Source organism: Lelliottia jeotgali (assembly GCF_977070485.1).
In genome coordinates, this window is the sequence record NZ_CDRVFO010000002.1 from 336,014 (window position 1) to 351,773 (window position 15,760).

The 15,760-nt window shown below is 62.3% G+C and carries 16 protein-coding genes; 5 read left to right on the forward strand and 11 right to left on the reverse strand.

Annotated elements, in window-relative coordinates; translation table 11 throughout:
* Window positions 1-4 precede the first annotated feature (4 nt).
* The 5 genes from ACW4TB_RS04010 to ACW4TB_RS04030 form a co-directional block, all read right to left on the reverse strand.
* Window positions 5-1,486 (reverse strand): aldehyde dehydrogenase, encoded by a 1,482-nt coding sequence (locus ACW4TB_RS04010; protein WP_012314146.1) that lies wholly within the window; start codon window positions 1,484-1,486, stop codon window positions 5-7.
* Window positions 1,483-2,316: an alpha/beta fold hydrolase gene (locus ACW4TB_RS04015; protein ID WP_012314147.1), complete on the reverse strand. Its 834-nt coding sequence runs from the start codon at window positions 2,314-2,316 to the stop codon at window positions 1,483-1,485. Before ACW4TB_RS04015 ends, ACW4TB_RS04010 begins: the two co-directional genes overlap by 4 nt.
* A 68-nt stretch (window positions 2,317-2,384) precedes the next feature.
* Complete coding sequence (locus tag ACW4TB_RS04020; protein ID WP_003256068.1) at window positions 2,385-2,981, reverse strand: amino acid synthesis family protein; 597 nt, start codon at window positions 2,979-2,981, stop codon at window positions 2,385-2,387.
* A 252-nt stretch (window positions 2,982-3,233) separates the two neighbouring features.
* The gene (locus tag ACW4TB_RS04025; protein ID WP_204917808.1) at window positions 3,234-4,277 is read right to left on the reverse strand and encodes an LLM class flavin-dependent oxidoreductase; all 1,044 of its coding nucleotides are present in this window, start codon (window positions 4,275-4,277) and stop codon (window positions 3,234-3,236) included.
* A gap of 66 nt (window positions 4,278-4,343) precedes the next feature.
* Window positions 4,344-4,829: a flavin reductase family protein gene (locus ACW4TB_RS04030; RefSeq protein WP_012314149.1), complete on the reverse strand. Its 486-nt coding sequence runs from the start codon at window positions 4,827-4,829 to the stop codon at window positions 4,344-4,346.
* A gap of 316 nt (window positions 4,830-5,145) precedes the next feature.
* Here ACW4TB_RS04030 and ACW4TB_RS04035 point away from each other — a divergent pair, with 316 nt between their 5' ends.
* The gene (locus ACW4TB_RS04035; RefSeq protein ID WP_012314150.1) at window positions 5,146-6,549 is read left to right on the forward strand and encodes a purine-cytosine permease family protein; all 1,404 of its coding nucleotides are present in this window, start codon (window positions 5,146-5,148) and stop codon (window positions 6,547-6,549) included.
* A gap of 94 nt (window positions 6,550-6,643) precedes the next feature.
* Here ACW4TB_RS04035 and ACW4TB_RS04040 read toward each other — a convergent pair whose 3' ends face one another.
* On the reverse strand, window positions 6,644-8,269 hold the full coding sequence (locus ACW4TB_RS04040) for a methyl-accepting chemotaxis protein (protein ID WP_012314151.1): 1,626 nt from the start codon (window positions 8,267-8,269) through the stop codon (window positions 6,644-6,646).
* A gap of 224 nt (window positions 8,270-8,493) precedes the next feature.
* On the reverse strand, window positions 8,494-9,693 hold the full coding sequence (locus ACW4TB_RS04045) for an NAD(P)/FAD-dependent oxidoreductase (RefSeq protein WP_279933067.1): 1,200 nt from the start codon (window positions 9,691-9,693) through the stop codon (window positions 8,494-8,496).
* A 263-nt stretch (window positions 9,694-9,956) separates the two neighbouring features.
* Between ACW4TB_RS04045 and ACW4TB_RS04050 the strand changes: the two genes are divergently transcribed.
* A complete protein-coding gene (locus ACW4TB_RS04050) occupies window positions 9,957-10,496 on the forward strand; it encodes an RrF2 family transcriptional regulator (protein WP_012314221.1) in 540 nt (179 codons plus the stop codon).
* A 49-nt stretch (window positions 10,497-10,545) separates the two neighbouring features.
* Here ACW4TB_RS04050 and ACW4TB_RS04055 read toward each other — a convergent pair whose 3' ends face one another.
* Together ACW4TB_RS04055 and argC are read right to left on the reverse strand one after the other, a co-directional pair.
* Entirely contained in the window at window positions 10,546-11,232 is a 687-nt protein-coding gene (locus ACW4TB_RS04055; RefSeq protein ID WP_254467731.1) for a GNAT family N-acetyltransferase, read from the reverse strand.
* A gap of 79 nt (window positions 11,233-11,311) precedes the next feature.
* Window positions 11,312-12,253 carry an N-acetyl-gamma-glutamyl-phosphate reductase gene (gene argC / locus ACW4TB_RS04060; RefSeq protein WP_012314223.1) on the reverse strand — a complete coding sequence of 314 codons (942 nt, stop codon included), beginning with the start codon at window positions 12,251-12,253 and terminating at the stop codon, window positions 11,312-11,314.
* 124 nt (window positions 12,254-12,377) lie between these two features.
* Between argC and ACW4TB_RS04065 the strand changes: the two genes are divergently transcribed.
* On the forward strand, window positions 12,378-13,259 hold the full coding sequence (locus tag ACW4TB_RS04065) for a LysR family transcriptional regulator (protein WP_012314224.1): 882 nt from the start codon (window positions 12,378-12,380) through the stop codon (window positions 13,257-13,259).
* 40 nt (window positions 13,260-13,299) lie between these two features.
* Here ACW4TB_RS04065 and ACW4TB_RS04070 read toward each other — a convergent pair whose 3' ends face one another.
* Both ACW4TB_RS04070 and ACW4TB_RS04075 read right to left on the reverse strand, forming a co-directional pair.
* Window positions 13,300-13,506, reverse strand: a complete 207-nt coding sequence (locus ACW4TB_RS04070; RefSeq protein ID WP_012314225.1) for a tautomerase family protein — start codon at window positions 13,504-13,506, stop codon at window positions 13,300-13,302.
* Window positions 13,507-13,524: 18 nt separating this feature from the next.
* The gene (locus ACW4TB_RS04075; protein ID WP_254467733.1) at window positions 13,525-14,259 is read right to left on the reverse strand and encodes an SDR family NAD(P)-dependent oxidoreductase; all 735 of its coding nucleotides are present in this window, start codon (window positions 14,257-14,259) and stop codon (window positions 13,525-13,527) included.
* Window positions 14,260-14,383: 124 nt separating this feature from the next.
* Here ACW4TB_RS04075 and ACW4TB_RS04080 point away from each other — a divergent pair, with 124 nt between their 5' ends.
* Window positions 14,384-15,304, forward strand: a complete 921-nt coding sequence (locus ACW4TB_RS04080) for a LysR family transcriptional regulator (RefSeq protein ID WP_012314227.1) — start codon at window positions 14,384-14,386, stop codon at window positions 15,302-15,304.
* Between the two features lie 93 nt (window positions 15,305-15,397).
* Window positions 15,398-15,661, forward strand: a complete 264-nt coding sequence (locus tag ACW4TB_RS04085; protein ID WP_012314228.1) for a hypothetical protein — start codon at window positions 15,398-15,400, stop codon at window positions 15,659-15,661.
* Window positions 15,662-15,760 lie beyond the last annotated feature (99 nt).

Genomic DNA, 15,760 nt, shown 5'->3' on the forward strand with positions numbered 1-15,760 from the left:
CCTCTTAGCGCATCACAAACGGGTCGGGCATCGGCGCGGTGGACAGGTTGATCCACACGGTCTTCAGCTCGGTATAGGCCAGCACCGAATCGATGCCGCTTTCACGGCCGTAGCCGCTGTTCTTGAAGCCGCCGATCGGCGCCATGGCCGACACTGCGCGGTAAGTGTTCACCCATATGATCCCCGAACGCACGTCGCGGGCCAGGCGGTGGGCGCGGCCCAAGTCGCGCGTCCAGATGCCGGCCGCCAGGCCGAACTGCGAGTCGTTGGCGATGGCCAGGGCCTCCTCCTCGGTCTTGAAGCGGATGACCGCGGCGACCGGGCCGAACACCTCTTCCTGCATGATGGTCATCGAGTTGCTATCGCACTCGAACAGCGTCGGTTCGTAGAACCAGCCTTCGCCCTCGACTTCGGCACGTTTGCCGCCCATGTGCAGCTTCGCGCCTTCAGCCTTGGCCGCAGCAACCAGGCTTTCGACCACGGCCAACTGCTGGGCGGTGGCCATCGGGCCCATTTCGCTGGTGTCGTCCTGAGGGTTACCGATGCGGATGCGCTTGGCCCGCTCGATCAGGCGGGCGACGAACTCGTCGAAGATCTCGTCCTGCACCAGCAGGCGCGAACCTGCCACGCAGCTTTGCCCGGAGGCGGCATAGATGCCGGCCACAGCACCGTTGATGGCACTGTCCAGATCGGCGTCGGCGAAAATGATGTTCGGTGACTTGCCGCCCAGCTCCAGCGACAGTTTGGCGAAGTTCTCGGCACTGCTGCGCACCACGTGGCGAGCGGTGGCGGCGCCGCCGGTGAAGGCGATCTTGCGCACCAGCGGGTGGCGCGTCAGCGCAGCGCCGGTGCTTGGGCCGTAGCCGGTGACCACGTTGACCACGCCCGGCGGGAAGCCTGCTTCCAAGGCCAGGCGGGCCAGCTCGAGGATGGTCGCCGAGGCATGCTCGGAAGGCTTGAGCACGATGGTGTTGCCGGCGGCCAGCGCTGGCGCCAGTTTGATCGCGGTGAGGTACAGGGGGCTGTTCCACGGGATGATCCCGGCTACCACGCCGATCGGTTCGTGCACGGTGTAGGCGAACAGGTCAGGCTTGTCCAGCGGCAGGGTACCGCCTTCGAGCTTGTCGGCCAGGCCCGCGGTGTAGTGGAAGAACTCGGGCAGGTAACCGACCTGGCCGCGGGTTTCGCGGATCAGCTTGCCGTTGTCACGGCTTTCCAGCTGAGCCAAGTGTTCTTTGTTTTCGGCGATCAGGTCACCCAGCTTGCGCAGCAGTTTGCCCCGTGCGGTGGCGGTGATGCTGCGCCAGCCTTTGCTGTCGAACGCACGCTGGGCGGCCTGGACCGCCAACTCCACATCGGCCTCATCAGCGTCGGGCAGTTGCGCCCAGGCCTGGGCGGTGGCCGGGTTGAGGCTGTCGAAGGTCTTGCCGCTCTGGGCATCGAGCCATTGGCCGTCGATGCACATCTGGAAACGAACGAGGGTCATGCAACAATCCCCTTGGCGGATTCGGTGAGGGTGCGGGCTTGGCTGAGGAAATCCAGAAGCATCTTGTTGACTTCACGGGGTGCCTCCACCGGCATCATATGCCGTTGTTCGGCGAGGACCACACTTTGCGCGCCAGGAATGCTGGCAGCGAGCTGGCGGGTCATGGCCGGGGTGGAGCCCGAGTCGAGTTCGCCGGTGGCGATCAGTGTCGGCACCTGAATGCTGCCCAGGTCACTGGCGCGGTACATGTCCTGGGTGGCGAACAGCGAATAAGTGGTGTGGTAGCCCTGCGGGTCGTTGCTCGCCAGTACCTGGCGAATCGCGGCGACCTGCGCCGGGTTGGCTGCCTTGTATTCCCGACTGAACCAGCGGTCGAGCGCGGCGTCGACGTTGGCATCGGGGCCTTGTTGGGCAGCTTGGGCTGCGCGTGCGATGACGCCAGCGCTCTGCTCCGGGGTGCGGTTGAACACGCTGTTGAGTACCACCAGCGCAGACAAGCGCTGTGGGTAGTTCAGGGCAAAGGCGCGTGCGACCAGGCCGCCCATGGAGAAGCCGATCACGGTCGCCTGGGCGATCTGCAGGTGGTCGAGCAGTTCCGCCAGCTGGGCAGCGTAGCCTTCCAGGCCGGTGTCGGCGGCAGGCAGTGCGCTCTGGCCATGGCCGAGCATGTCGTAGGCAATGACGCGGTAGTCGTTGGCAAGGCCCACGAACTGCCCGCCCCACATTTCCTTGTTCAGGCCCACGCCGTGGATCAGCACCACGGGTTGGCCCTGGCCTTGGGCCAGGTAACTGGTCCCGGCCGGTGTACGTTCAGCGACAGGCTGAATCATGGAGGGCGCTCCTTGAAGGTCGGGCGCGGCGGGTAAGCACGCCACGCCCCGGCCCGTCTTGGTTGTTGTTATTGAGCGTTGGCTTTTTCGGCAGCCAGTTCTTCCAGGTCGATATAACGGTTGCCGATGCGCGGGTGCAGGCGGCCGCCGTCGGCAGCGCCCAGTACCACGACGATTTCGTCGGCACGCGGGGCGTCTTCGATCTGCATTTCCAGGGTGATGTAGTGCGAGCGCAGGCCTTCGTCGTCCTTCTGCATCATCGGGATCTGGATCGAGGTGCCCGGGCCGCCGCGCTTGTTGGTGAAGCTCAGGTAGCTCTTGGCTTGTACGGCTTCGCGGTAATGGTTGCCGAAGCGCAGGGTGTGGATCACCGCCGAAGCGTGCTCGATCTCGCCATCGGCGCCGACCACGGCAGCTTTACCGTAGGCTTCGATCTTGTCGGCGCCACCGATGGCAGCTGTCAGGCGCTCGACCATCAGCGCACCCAGCTCGGAGCAGTTGGCGCGGATTTCCGGCTTGAGGTCTTCAACGAAGCCGCGGCCGGCCCATGGGTTCTTGATCACCACGGCCAGGCCGACCATGGTCACCGGCTTGTCGGTGGCCTTGCCGCCTTCGATGCGGGTCTCTTCGGAGTAGGTGACGATCTTGCGGATTTCGAAACTCATGAGGGGCTCCTGGTGAGGGTTATCAGCTCTTGTTGTCTGATGGTATACCATAATATTTGTTGTGCAAGAGGCCGCTGGAAATTTCTCTGATGAGAAGACGAAAGGCGGCGTGAGCCGGCTTCAAGCTCCAAGCTCCAAGCTCGCGGACGAGCACGTACGCCCTTGCTTGCAGCTAAAAAAACGCCCGCTCGCGAGGGCCAACACGGCCGCCGGGAGCGGGCTGATCCCGCAACGTTTTCAGGCAATGGGAATTCAGGCGAACGCCGGCACCACTTCCTTGATGAACAGCTCGAGCGACTTCTTCTTCTCGGCGTGGGGCAGGCTGTTGTCGCACCAGAAGCTGAACTCGTCGACGCCAAGTTCCTGGTAGTACTTGATGCGCGCGATGATTTCTTCTGGTGTACCGATCATGGTGTTCTTGCGGATGTTCTCCAGCGCGAAGGCCGGCACCTCGGCGAACTTCGACTCTGGGCTTGGTTCCAGGAAGCCGTTGACCGGGACCGTCTTGTTGCCAAACCAGGCATCGAAGGTACGGTAGAAGCGCGAAATGGCCTGGGCGCCGATTTTCCAGCCATCGGGCTCCGACGGGCTGTGCACATGGGTGTGGCGCAGCACCATCAGTTGCGGGCGCGGTACCTCGGGGTTGTTGTCCAGTGCAGCCTGGAACTTGTTTTTCAGGTCCAGTACTTCTTCATCACCCTTCATCAACGGGGTGACCATGACGTTGCAGCCGTTTTTCACCGCAAAGTTGTGTGAGTCCGGATCGCGCGCAGCGATCCACATCGGCGGCATGCCCTGCTGCACCGGCTTGGGCACACTGGTGGAGGTGGGGAAATTGTAGACTTCGCCTTCGTGGGCGTAGTCGCCTTCCCACAGCTTGCGTACCGCCGGGACCATTTCGCGCAGGGCCTTGCCGCCGTCGGTGGCTGGCATGCCATTGGCCATGCGGTCGAACTCGAACTGGTAGGCGCCACGGGCCAGGCCCACTTCCATGCGGCCGTTGCTGATCACGTCGAGCAGGGCGCATTCACCGGCCACGCGGATCGGGTTCCAGAACGGCGCAATGATGGTGCCGGCGCCCAGGCGGATCTTCTCGGTACGCGCAGCCAGATAGGCCAGCAGCGGCATCGGGCTTGGCGAAATGGTGTATTCCATGGCGTGGTGTTCGCCGATCCACACGGTGCTGAAACCGCCGTTCTCGGCCATCAGGGTCAGTTCGGTAAGGTCTTCGAACAGCTGGCGGTGGCTGACCTGTTCATCCCAACGTTCCATGTGTACGAACAACGAAAATTTCATGGGGCATTCCTCGCAGCTTGAAAGTCTCGCCTGGCGTGCCAGGCGTCAGTAATAACGTTAGGCGTCTCAGGCGAAGGCGGGCAGGCTGGCCATTTTGCCGCGGCAGTAGACCATCGGCCGTGGGGCCTGCTCGGGAACGATCAGGTTGTGCACCTTGCCGACCATTATCGCGTGGTCGCCACCTTCATATTCACGCCACAACTCGCATTCGATCACCGCAGTGGCCCCCGCCAGCACCGGGTTGCCCAGTTCACTCAGGGTCCACTCGATACCGGCGGCCTTGTCCTTGCCTTTTTTGGCGAAGGCGTAGGCTTCAGCCTGCTGTTCACCAGAGAGCAGGTGAATGGCAAAGCGCTTGTTCTTGATCAGCACAGGGTAGGAATCGGAACTGTAGTTGGGGCAGAACAGCACCAGCGGCGGGTCCATCGACAGGGAAGAAAAGGCGCTGGCGGTAAGGCCGACGATCGAGCCGTCGTCGTCCAGGGTGGTGATGACGGTGACGCCTGAGGGGAAGGAGCCCAAGACGTTCTTGTAAACGGTTGCGTCGATCATGGCGTGTACCTCGAAGGGGGTAGCGGTGGGCCGCTTTTTATCGTTGATGTGTCTGATGGTATACCGTAATACTAGTTTTGCAAGCGGAATTTTTATCGGTGTAAAAAACATGATGAGTGGCTCAAAGCCGCGTGAAATGGGGCTTAGCTGAAAACATCACGGCGTGGTCGCGGCTGCTGAACCGGATCAGTAAGGGTTTTTAAAACCGAATCAGTGTTGTCAAAAGTTTGGAATACCATAATATGGTCCGCAGCTGAGAGGCCGCCTAGACGCGGTTTCCTTACAAAGATAAAAACGACCTTTCGAGCTGAAAACCATGTCCCAACCGTCATCGCAACACCAGTTTGTCGAGAATCACACGGTCGATTACGTTCCACCTGCCGAGCGCCATGGGAAGGCGCGCGACCTGTTCACCCTCTGGTTCAGTACCAACATCGCGCCACTGCCTATCGTCACCGGCGCCATGGTGGTCCAGGTATTCCACCTGAACCTGCTGTGGGGCCTGATCGCCATCGTGCTGGGCCATCTGATCGGGGGCGTGGTCATCGCCCTGGCCTCTGCGCAGGGACCACAGCTGGGGATCCCACAGATGGTGCAGAGCCGCGGCCAGTTCGGTCGGTACGGTGCCTTGCTGATCGTGTTCTTCACGGCGTTGATCTATGTTGGCTTCTTCATTTCCAACATCGTGCTGGCAGGCAAGTCGATCCACGGCATTGCTCCGAGCGTGCCGATGCCTACGGCGATTGTCATCGGCGCCCTGAGCGCGACGGCGATCGGTGTTATCGGCTACCGCTTCATTCATAGCCTGAACCGCATTGGCACCTGGGTGATGGGGTCGGCATTGCTGGCCGGTTTCATCATGATGTTTACCCAGGAACTGCCCGCCGACTTCTTAAGCCGAGGCGCGTTCAACCTCTCGGGCTTCATTGCCACCGTATCGCTGGGCACCATCTGGCAGATCAGCTTCTCCCCGTACACCTCCGATTACTCGCGCTACCTGCCTAAGGAAGTCGGTATTGCAAAGCCGTTCTGGGCGACGTATTTCGGCGCCACACTGGGCACCATACTGTGCTTCAGCTTTGGTGCGGTGGCAGTGCTGTGCGTGCCCCAAGGCACCGACGCGATGGACGCGGTCAAGCAGGCCACCGGCTGGCTGGGCCCGATCCTGATGGTGTTGTTCCTGCTCAACATCATCAGCCACAACGCCCTCAACCTGTATGGCGCGGTACTGTCGATCGTCACGGCCATCCAGACCTTCTTCGCTCAATGGACGCCTAGCATCAAGGTGCGGGTAATGCTGGCTGCAGTGATTCTGGTGGCGTGCGGGATGGTTGCGCTCAATGCCTCGGCGGATTTCATCGGCCACTTCATCGGGCTGATCCTGGCACTGTTGCTGGTGCTGGTGCCGTGGGCTTCGATCAACCTGATCGACTTTTACCTGATCAAGAAGGGCGAGTACGACATCGCCTCGATCTTCCGCGCTGATGGCGGGATTTACGGGCGCTTCAACCCCCACGCGATCATTGCCTATGCGTGCGGGATTCTGGTGCAGTTGCCGTTTGCGAACACGTCGCTTTATGTAGGGCCATATTCGAACATTGTCGAGGGGGCGGACTTGTCCTGGCTGTTCGGCTTGATCGTGACGGTGCCGTTGTATTACTGCCTGGCTACGCGGAACAAGCCCGAGAAGGCTGTGCGGGCTGTCAGCGCCAAAGGGTAGTTGCCCGGGGTTTCGCGACACCAAAGCTCAAGCGTTTGCGTAGGAGCGGCCTTGTGTCGCGAAAGGGCCGCAACGCGGCCCCTGTAGTTTCAGATCAGACTTTGAACTGCGCGACCATGCCGTTCAAATCAACCGCCAGGCGCGACAAATCCTGCGCCGCCGCACTGGTCTGGTTGGCGCCCGCCGAGGTCTGCATCGCCAGGTCGCGGATGTTGACCAGGTTGCGGTCCACCTCCCGCGCCACTTGTGCCTGTTCTTCCGAAGCACTGGCGATCACCAGGTTGCGCTGGTTGATCGAAGCGATCGCCTCGGCAATCACTTCCAGCGCCTGCCCGGCACCCTGTGCCACTTCAAGCGTACCGGTGGCACGGCCTTGGCTGCTGTGCATGGCCGTCACCGCACGCTCGGTACCGTTCTGAATCCCTGCGATCATCTGTTCGATCTCTGCGGTGGACTGCTGGGTGCGGTGGGCAAGGGCACGCACTTCATCGGCGACCACGGCAAAACCACGGCCCGCTTCACCGGCACGTGCCGCTTCGATGGCAGCGTTGAGGGCCAGCAGGTTGGTCTGGCCGGCAATCGCGCCAATCACATCGAGCACGCGGCTGATCTCGTTGGCATTGCTGGCCAACTGCTCGATTTCGGCAGAGGTGCCGGTGACGTCATCGACCAGGTGCTGGATAGAGGCCAGCGCCTGGTTGACCTGATCGCGGCCATCGCGCGTGGTGCGGTCGGCGCCCTGGGACGCATCTGCAGTGCTCACCGCGTTGTTCGCCACTTCTTCTACGGCGGCGGTCATCTGGTTGACGGCCGTCGCCGCCTGGTCGATCTCCGCGCTCTGTTGGTGCAGGCCACGGCTGGTATCTTCGGTAACCGTGTGCAGCTCTTCCGAAGCCGAGGCCAGCTGGTCGGACGAGGCCGCAATCTTGCGAATGGTATCGCGCAGGCTTGCCTGCATGCGGCTCAGGGCGCGCAGCAGCAAGGCTGGTTCATCGCGGCCGGTAATCGTGATGTCCTGGGTCAGGTCGCCGGTGGCGACACGTTCGGCCACGGCCACGGCATCTGCCAATGGCACGACGATGCTGCGGGTAAGCACGGTGGCAATGGCCACCAAGGCGATCATGATCACCAGCAGTGAACCGATAATGGCTGCGAAGGCTTCGTCGGCCACGTCACTGCTGCGCTGCGAGGCTTGTTCGGCCCCCTTGCTGTTATACGTGATCAAGGCCGACAGGGCTTTCATCATGGTGTCGGCGTGCTGGGTGAGCGGCCCGCTGATCTGCTGCTTGGCCTCGGCCATGCGGCCGGCGGCAATGTCTTTGAGTACCTGCGACTGCAGGCCGAAGTACTGTTGATGGGCCGCGATCAATGCGTTGAACAGGGCACGGTCATCGGCGGCGATGATGGTGGCTTCATAGTCTTTCAGGCCGTTGTTGAGTTGCTCATTGATGCGTTTGAACAACTCGATGTTGCGCATGCGCTCGCTGTGGCTGTCATCCAGCGCGGCGCGCAGGGTGATAGCGCGGGCGCGGCCGAGGTTGGTACTGATGTCACCGAGGGCGACCACGGCAGGCATCCAGGTGACGCGGATTTCGTCCGTGGCCTCGTCCATCTGCCGGGTTTCGTAAAGTGCTATAAGGCCCATGACCAGGACCAGGGCGCCCAACAGGGCAAATACGCTGGCAGCGCGAATGCCGATCTTCATATTCCGTAACTGCATGGAATGTTCCTTGACGGTGGTGCGCAATCAAGGGCATGGCAAACTCCCGGTTCACCGGGGCGGTGCCAAGCTCTCAATGTGCTGCAATATGGTTATGTGCCTCACCTCTGATTATTGTTTTTCAGAATAGTGCCATATTGCCATCATTATTGACCAGACATTCAATGCAGCGTCATCAGCTGATAAAACCGTCATTTATTGACGGATCTGTCAGGAAATTGCAGTTAAACGATCGGAATCAATGGGTCGGCGGCCGCCAGGGCCAAGGCACGGTCAGCGGCTGGTGGATAGATCCATACGGTGTTGATCTGGCGCTTGAGGGCTTTGCCTTCCTGGCCTTGCAATTTAAGTTCGCGCTCCCAGCCTTCACTGAACGCCGCGCCCCAGCCACCCAGGTCCAGACAGGTGACGTACTTGGGTTGGCGATACACGACCGGCTGTTCGCCGAGCAGGTCGGCCATGGCATTGTTGCCAGCGTAGCGGCCCATGGGGATGGCGTGCTGGCAGGTCATCAGCGCATGGTTGCCCAGTTCGTCGACGGCTGCCCAGGCGGTGTCACCCGTGGCGTAGATGTGTGCCTGGCCAACCACCTTGAGGTGGTCGTCTACCTTCAGACGGCCGAAGTTGTCGCGCTCGCCGGCCACCTGGGCGGTCAGCGGGCTTGCCTTGACGCCCACAGTCCAGATTACGGTTTTACTGGCGATGTACTCGCCGTTGTCCAAGGTGACGCCACCGGCATCAACCGCAACCACCGATGTACCGGCCAACCACTCGACGCCCGCCTGTTCGCAAGCCGCGACAATCGAAGGCGTGATGCCCGCGCCCAGCGCGGCGCCAACACGGGTACCGCGGTCGACCACCAGCACGCGCACCGCTGCGTCACCGAGCACGGCACGCAGGCGGGCAGGCATTTCAGTAGCGGTCTCGATGCCCGTGAAACCACCGCCGCAAACCACCACGGTGTTGCGTGCCGGTGAGGCGGGCAGGGCGGCCAAGCCCGCCAAGTGCTGCTCGAGGCGCACAGCCGACTCCATCTGGTCGACGTCAAAAGTGTGTTCGGCCATACCTGCTATCGCCGGGCGCGCCACCTGGCTGCCGGCTGCCAGGATCAGGCGGTCATAGGCGATTTGCTGGGGCAGGCCGCTTGCGTCGGTGTAGCTCACGTTGCGCCCTTGGGCGTCGATGGTCTGCGCGTGGCCTTCGAGGAACTGCACGCCCACGGCTTCGAACAGCTCACCCACTGGCGCCTTCATGGCATGCACGTCGGCTTCGTAGAAGCGTGGCCGGATACGCAGTTCAGGCTGGGGCGCCAGCACGCTGATGCTCAGGTCGTCGCGCCGGGCCTTGTCGAGCAGGCGGGCGGCGCTCAATGCACTCCATACACCGGCAAAGCCGGCACCGATGATCAGAACGTTAGATTTCATGAGGATGCTCCGTGGGTAAGGGGGCTTCGAGCGGGGTGTGTCTGCTTCGAATAACTGCGACTGTAGTGATCGTAGTTCATCCGTGCAACTCTTTTTTCCTGCCGAACGCTGACCAAAGAACGGATCTGAACGCTGAAAGGCATATGAATAAAGGTTTCCATGGAGATACAGAGGGATCACGGCTAGCGACCAATGGCATTCCTGGCTTTGCCATCGCACGCCGATCAGCGTAATCTTGGCGACAAGATTGGTCGGAGATTTATATGTCGCTCTACAGTGCTGGCGTTGAATACGGCATCCATTGCCTGCTGTACCTGGTTGACGAGCGCGGTGATACCCGCGAGTCCAGCGTTCGCGACCTGGCGCAGTTACAGGGGGTGCCGCAGGAATACCTGGCCAAGGTATTCACCAAACTGGCCCGGGCCAAACTGGTGGCAGCGACCGAAGGCGTGCGAGGGGGCTTTCGACTGGCACGGCCGTCGGACGAGATCACCGTGCTGGACATCGTCAATGCTATTGACGGGCCGAAGAAGATCTTCGACTGCCGCGAGATACGCGAGCGTTGCACGCTGTTCGAAGGCTCACCGCCGGGTTGGGCCACCGAGGGCACCTGTGCGATTCATGCAGTGATGCTGGGGGCGCAGAAGCGGATGGAAGAGGCCCTGGCGCAGCAGACTATCCTCGACCTGGCACGGCGCTTTGGGCGCAAGGCACCGGCGGAGTTCGGCCAGCAGGTCAGTGACTGGATAGGGGAGCGGCGCGAGGGCAAAGGTGGGGGAGATATTCCGGTGAGTCAGGTCTAGCTCAAGTGCTTGTTCAGGCCTGATCGCGGGGGGCGATGAGGCCCTGAGCTCAATGCACCGTCTTGCGTTGCCTCACACATGCGATGGCCTGCGCCGTCAGCTCATCCAGCCACTCATCGCGCTGCTGCTCGGCTTCGATCATCGCATCTTCACCCTGCTGATTGAGCAGGTAGGTGTGAATCTGGTGCACTTCAGTGGCCTGGTAGATTGGCGCGATATCCAGTCGTCCGATGAGTGCGCCGCTGGCCTGGCCGGTGCTGCTCATCAGTACTTGCGGCCCACTGCCGGCCACCACTTGCATGCCCCTCGCTTCGAACCATGGCACCTGGTTGGCAAAGGCGTTCAGTTCGACGCTGGCAAAGCGCGCCTGCACATCGGCCAGCAATGCGCGGCCGATACCTTGACGGCGATGCCCAGGCGCCACGGCGAGAAAGGCCAGCGCACAGGCTTGGGTATTGTCCTGGGCCGGTAACGTCAGGGCGAAACCGAGCATCTGGTCCGGCGCTTCGGCGTCCAGTGCCAGGGTCAGCTCCACGGCCAGGCCGCGCGTACCGTCCATGGCCTGCAGGTACTGATGCACTTCCATACCGACGCCGTACTGGTACAGCGGGTACAACGGATTGTCGGCACGAATGGCGACGCTGCTCAGTTCGCCGACATGGTGGATCACCAGCTCACGGATCTGGTTCTGGAAAGATTCGGGCGGCACGCTGTCGAGGCGGCTCAGAATGAACATCGGTGGACGGGCTCCGGCGGCTGTTGGATCGCCCCGCACCGGTTGATGCGGGACACACAGTCTACCCCTTTTTTGCCTGTCAGCCTTGGGCCTGCAGTGCTGCGACCATCAGCTCGAGGTTTTGCACCGCCGCACCCGAGGCGCCCTTGCCCAGGTTGTCGAATACTGCCGTGAGCAGTACCTGGCCGTGTTCGGGGTTGGCGTACAGGGCCAGGCGCAGGTCGTTGCTGTCGTTCAATGCCTCAGGATCCAGCGGCGAGGCCGCCCCCTGCTGGTGCAGTGGGGAGACCATCACGTGGCGTGCGCCCTGGTAGTGCCGTTCAAGGCATGCCTGCAATTGCTCGGCGCGGATCTGGCCTGGCAGCAGGCGCAATTGCAGCGGGATGCTCAGGACGATGCCCTGACGATAGGCCGCATAACCAGGCATGAACATCGGCCGGGCTGCCAGGCCGGCATGCAGCTGGATTTCCGGTACATGCTTGTGCGCCAGCTCCAGGCCGTACATCTGCAACGTGGGCGCCTGCTGTGCCCCGGGCTGCTCATGGCGTTCGACCGCCGCACGGCCACCGCCGGAATAGCCGGAGATGGCATGGATGCTCAGCGGGTAGTCGGCGGGTAACAGGCCAGCTTGCACCAGCGGGCGCAGCAGGGCGATGGCGCCAGTGGGGTAGCAACCGGGGTTGCTGACCCGCTTGGCCAAGGCAATGTGCTCGGCCTGCCGCGGGGCCAGTTCAGGCAGGCCGTAGACCCAGCCGGGGGTGGTGCGATGCGCGGAGCTCGCATCGATCACCCGCACCTTTGGGTTGCGGATGGCCGACACGGCCTCGCGCGCCGCGTCGTCGGGCAGGCAGAGCAGGGCGATGTCAGCGCTGTTGATGGCGTCGCTGCGCCGTTGCGGGTCCTTGCGTTCGGCGTCGGGCAGGGTCAGCAGTTGCAAATCAGTGCGTCCTTGCAGGCGGGCATGGATCTGTAGGCCGGTGGTGCCTTGGTCGCCGTCGATGAAGACAATGGGGTGGCGCATGGTCGGGTCCGTTCAAAAGAAAGATGGCCTATGCTCGCTTGTCATCGTGGTAAACAAAATTTGAATATCATGATGCAGACGTTCATATTTCCTGAACGAAAGTCACCCTGAGCCGGCCCACCCCATGCGCGAAATCAGCCTCGATCGCCTCCGCACCCTTGTGGTCATTACCGATCTGGGGTCATTCGCCGAGGCCGCGCGCCAGCTCAACCTGGCACCGCCGACCATCAGCCTGCACGTGGCCGAGCTCGAAGCGAAGGTCGGTGCGCCGCTGTTGACCCGTAACCGTAACCAGGTGCGCCCCACCGCTATAGGCGAAACCCTGCTCTTACGTGCCCGCCGGCTGTTGGCCGATGCCGACCTTGCCTTGGATGAAGTGCGGCGCCAGGTCGAAGGCTTGACCGGTCGGGTACGCCTGGGCGCCTCGACCGGCGCCATCGCCCACCTGTTGCCCCAGGCATTGGAGCACCTGCGGGTTGCACATCCAGGCATCGATGTACAGGTGCAGGTGCTGACCTCCCAGGCTTCTCTGGTGCGGCTGCGCGAAGGCGCCCTGGATATCGGCCTGGTGGCTTTGCCGCAGGTGGCGGGCAAGGGCATCAAGGTCACCGCCTGGCGGCGCGACCCGATCCTGGCCTACGTGCCGGCCGACTGGCAGCCACCGGCCAGGGTCTCCCCGGCCTGGCTTGGGCAGCGAGCGCTGATTCTCAATGACAGCAGCACCCAGCTGTCGCGGGTGACCGCAGAGTGGTTCGCTGCCGCCGGGTTGTATCCTGAGCCGCGGATCGAGTTGAACTACAACGACGCGATCAAGAGCCTGGTGGGTGCCGGTTATGGCGCTACCTTGCTGCCCCAGGAAGGCGAGATGGCCGAACTGGACCGGCGCATTGCGCGCCGGCCGCTGCGCCCTGGGTTGTGGCGGCAACTGGGGATTGCCTGCCGGGAAGGCGAGACCGAGCGGGCGACGAGGTTCGTGCTGGAGGCATTGGAGCGGTTGCGGCAGTGAGTGGCTGTGGTGAATGAGCCGCACAGCCCGCCCCAGGGGGTCACCTGTGTGCTTGTCGTCTCACCGCCGTCACGGTCTCCCCGCCCACGCCCCAATTATCCGTCGGCACTTCTTCGATCACGACGAATGTACTGGCTGGCGGCTTGCCCAGGACTTGCTCCAGCAAACGGGTGGTGCCCTCAATCAACTGACGTTTGTGCTCCGCGCTGACCCCTTCGTCGGTTACGCGAATATGGATATAAGGCATGGCTGGTCGCTCCTTTGCTCAGTGCCAGGTACCGGCGGTGCTGCCGCCGTCCACCGGAAGAATGACGCCGCTGACGAAGCGTGAGTCGGTCAGGTATAAAACGGCGTCCACCACGTCTTGAGGCGAGCCGGTCCGGCCGCTCGGCGACAGCGCACCCAGGCCCTCAACATTGCCGCTGTGCAGTGGCGTATCAATGATTCCCGGTGCCACCGCGTTAACCTGCACCCCACTGGCTGCCAGCTCCAGAGCCAGGCCTTTGACAGCTTGGTTGAGCCCGCCCTTGACCAGCACCGGTAGCAGCGCCGGCACCCGGGTATCTGGCTGTAGGGCGATGGATGCGGTAATGGCGATGATATGCCCATGGCCTTGCTCGGCCATAACCCGCGCCGCCGCCTGGGCTGGGTAGAAGAAGCCCTTGAGATTGGTGCCGACCAGAGTGTCGACATCGGCCTCGGTGTAATCGGTAAACGGTTTGGGGATAAATATACCGGCGTTGTTGATCAGTATGTCGACGCCGCCGAAGGTGTCTACGGCTGCGGCAATCAGCCGCCGGGCGGTATCAGCCTGTGCAATGTCACCTGCCACGCCGAGCAAGTGTCGGGGGTGGCCGAGGCGGGCGGCGGCCTGGTCCAGGCGTGCCTGGCTGCGGGCGTTGCCGATCACATTGTCACCCCGTTCCAGGAAAGCCTTGGTGAGGGCGAAGCCCAGACCGCTGGAGGCCCCTGTGACAATGACGGTTTTTGGCTGAGTCATGCTTGCGTTCTCCAGAAAGTGAGCCTGTGGCTCGTTGTGGAGGTCACCTTAGGCTGTAACGCGTGCTTGAAAAATACGCTGCAAGGCATTTCAATTCATACACTGTGTAATTAATCGAGCCGTCATGACCCGCCATTTCGATGATCTGCAACTGGGCAGCCTGGAGCTGTTCTGTCTGGCGGCCGAACGTAGCAGCTTCACCGCCGCCGCCACCGAGGCGGGGGTCACACCGGCTGCGGTAAGCCGCAGCGTGGCGCGCCTGGAAGAGCGTCTGGGGGTGCGCCTGTTCGTGCGTACCACCCGGCTGATGCGTCTTTCCGAGGCGGGGCAGGCGTATTACCTGCAGTGTCGCCAAGCCCTCGGACAACTGGTCGAGGCTGAGCGCCAGGTCAGTGGTGGGCAGGCCATGCCCAGTGGCCGCTTGCGCATCAGTGCGCCCACGCCCTATGCCCACTACCGCCTGTTGCCGCTGCTGCCGCATTTTCGGCAACGCTACCCGCAGGTGCAGGTTGACGTGCACGTCAGCAACCGCAACGTCGACTTTGCCGAGGAGCACTTTGATCTCGCCATCCGCGGCCGTGAGCCTGCTGACTCGCGGCTGGTGGTACGGCGGCTGGAGAACGCCGAACTAGTGGTGGTGGCAACTCCCGCCTATTTGGCGCGGATGGGTACGCCGCATGTGCCGGAGGACTTGGCCGGGCATGAATGCATTCAGTTCGAGCTGGCCAGTACCGGCCGCCGGCCGCCTTGGCGTTTTCGTCGTGAGGGCCGTGAGCTGGAACTCGAGACGCAAGGGGGCTTCACTTGTCTGGGCGACTTCCTCGCCACCGCGACCTTGGTGCGCCATGGTGGCGGGCTGATGCAGGCCTACCGTTTTACCGTGCAGGACGCGCTGGACAGCGGCGAGTTGGTGGAGGTCCTGACGGCATACGGCGGTACCTCGCAGCCCTTCATGCTGATCTATCCTCAGGCTCGGCACATGCCGTTGAGGGTGCGGCTATTCATCGATTTCCTGTTTGCCGAGGGAGTGCGACCGCAAGGCTGAGCCCAAGCGTCAGCGCGCTTGGCCGACTATGCTATTTGCTGCGTCGAGCCAATGCCTCTCGATGACCTTTCCGATTTCCGAGGAGACCGCTCCATGAAATCCATGACACTGCTGGTAATTGCTTCTGTGCTGAGTTTTGCCGCCCATGCCGACCCCGCCAGCAATTGCGATGCGAAGATCAAGGAACTGGAAGACATGCACAAGGCCAGTGGTCAGGCAATGCACGGTGGCATGGCCCATGACTTCAAGGTGCATATGCAAAATGCCAAAGATGCTCGGGAGGCGGGTGACATGACCAAATGCCAGTCCTCCGCCGACCAGGCCAAGACCATCTACAACAAGGCCCGCAACAAATAGCGGCCATCCAGTTCTGCCCTGATCGCCGCCGAGCCCGCCCACAGGATCCTTGCTGAAACATTGACCGATGAGGTATCTGTGGGAGCCTGCTCGCCGGCG

Bases quoted from the DNA above. Each gene is read 5' to 3' on its own strand.
- ACW4TB_RS04010 (WP_012314146.1), bottom strand. From the start codon at position 1,486: ATGACCCTCGTTCGTTTCCAGATGTGCATCGACGGCCAATGGCTCGAT.
- ACW4TB_RS04015 (WP_012314147.1), bottom strand. From the start codon at position 2,316: ATGATTCAGCCTGTCGCTGAACGTACACCGGCCGGGACCAGTTACCTG.
- ACW4TB_RS04020 (WP_003256068.1), bottom strand. From the start codon at position 2,981: ATGAGTTTCGAAATCCGCAAGATCGTCACCTACTCCGAAGAGACCCGC.
- ACW4TB_RS04025 (WP_204917808.1), bottom strand. From the start codon at position 4,277: ATGAAATTTTCGTTGTTCGTACACATGGAACGTTGGGATGAACAGGTC.
- ACW4TB_RS04030 (WP_012314149.1), bottom strand. From the start codon at position 4,829: ATGATCGACGCAACCGTTTACAAGAACGTCTTGGGCTCCTTCCCCTCA.
- ACW4TB_RS04035 (WP_012314150.1), top strand. From the start codon at position 5,146: ATGTCCCAACCGTCATCGCAACACCAGTTTGTCGAGAATCACACGGTC.
- ACW4TB_RS04040 (WP_012314151.1), bottom strand. From the start codon at position 8,269: ATGCAGTTACGGAATATGAAGATCGGCATTCGCGCTGCCAGCGTATTT.
- ACW4TB_RS04045 (WP_279933067.1), bottom strand. From the start codon at position 9,693: ATGAAATCTAACGTTCTGATCATCGGTGCCGGCTTTGCCGGTGTATGG.
- ACW4TB_RS04050 (WP_012314221.1), top strand. From the start codon at position 9,957: ATGTCGCTCTACAGTGCTGGCGTTGAATACGGCATCCATTGCCTGCTG.
- ACW4TB_RS04055 (WP_254467731.1), bottom strand. From the start codon at position 11,232: ATGTTCATTCTGAGCCGCCTCGACAGCGTGCCGCCCGAATCTTTCCAG.
- argC (WP_012314223.1), bottom strand. From the start codon at position 12,253: ATGCGCCACCCCATTGTCTTCATCGACGGCGACCAAGGCACCACCGGC.
- ACW4TB_RS04065 (WP_012314224.1), top strand. From the start codon at position 12,378: ATGCGCGAAATCAGCCTCGATCGCCTCCGCACCCTTGTGGTCATTACC.
- ACW4TB_RS04070 (WP_012314225.1), bottom strand. From the start codon at position 13,506: ATGCCTTATATCCATATTCGCGTAACCGACGAAGGGGTCAGCGCGGAG.
- ACW4TB_RS04075 (WP_254467733.1), bottom strand. From the start codon at position 14,259: ATGACTCAGCCAAAAACCGTCATTGTCACAGGGGCCTCCAGCGGTCTG.
- ACW4TB_RS04080 (WP_012314227.1), top strand. From the start codon at position 14,384: ATGACCCGCCATTTCGATGATCTGCAACTGGGCAGCCTGGAGCTGTTC.
- ACW4TB_RS04085 (WP_012314228.1), top strand. From the start codon at position 15,398: ATGAAATCCATGACACTGCTGGTAATTGCTTCTGTGCTGAGTTTTGCC.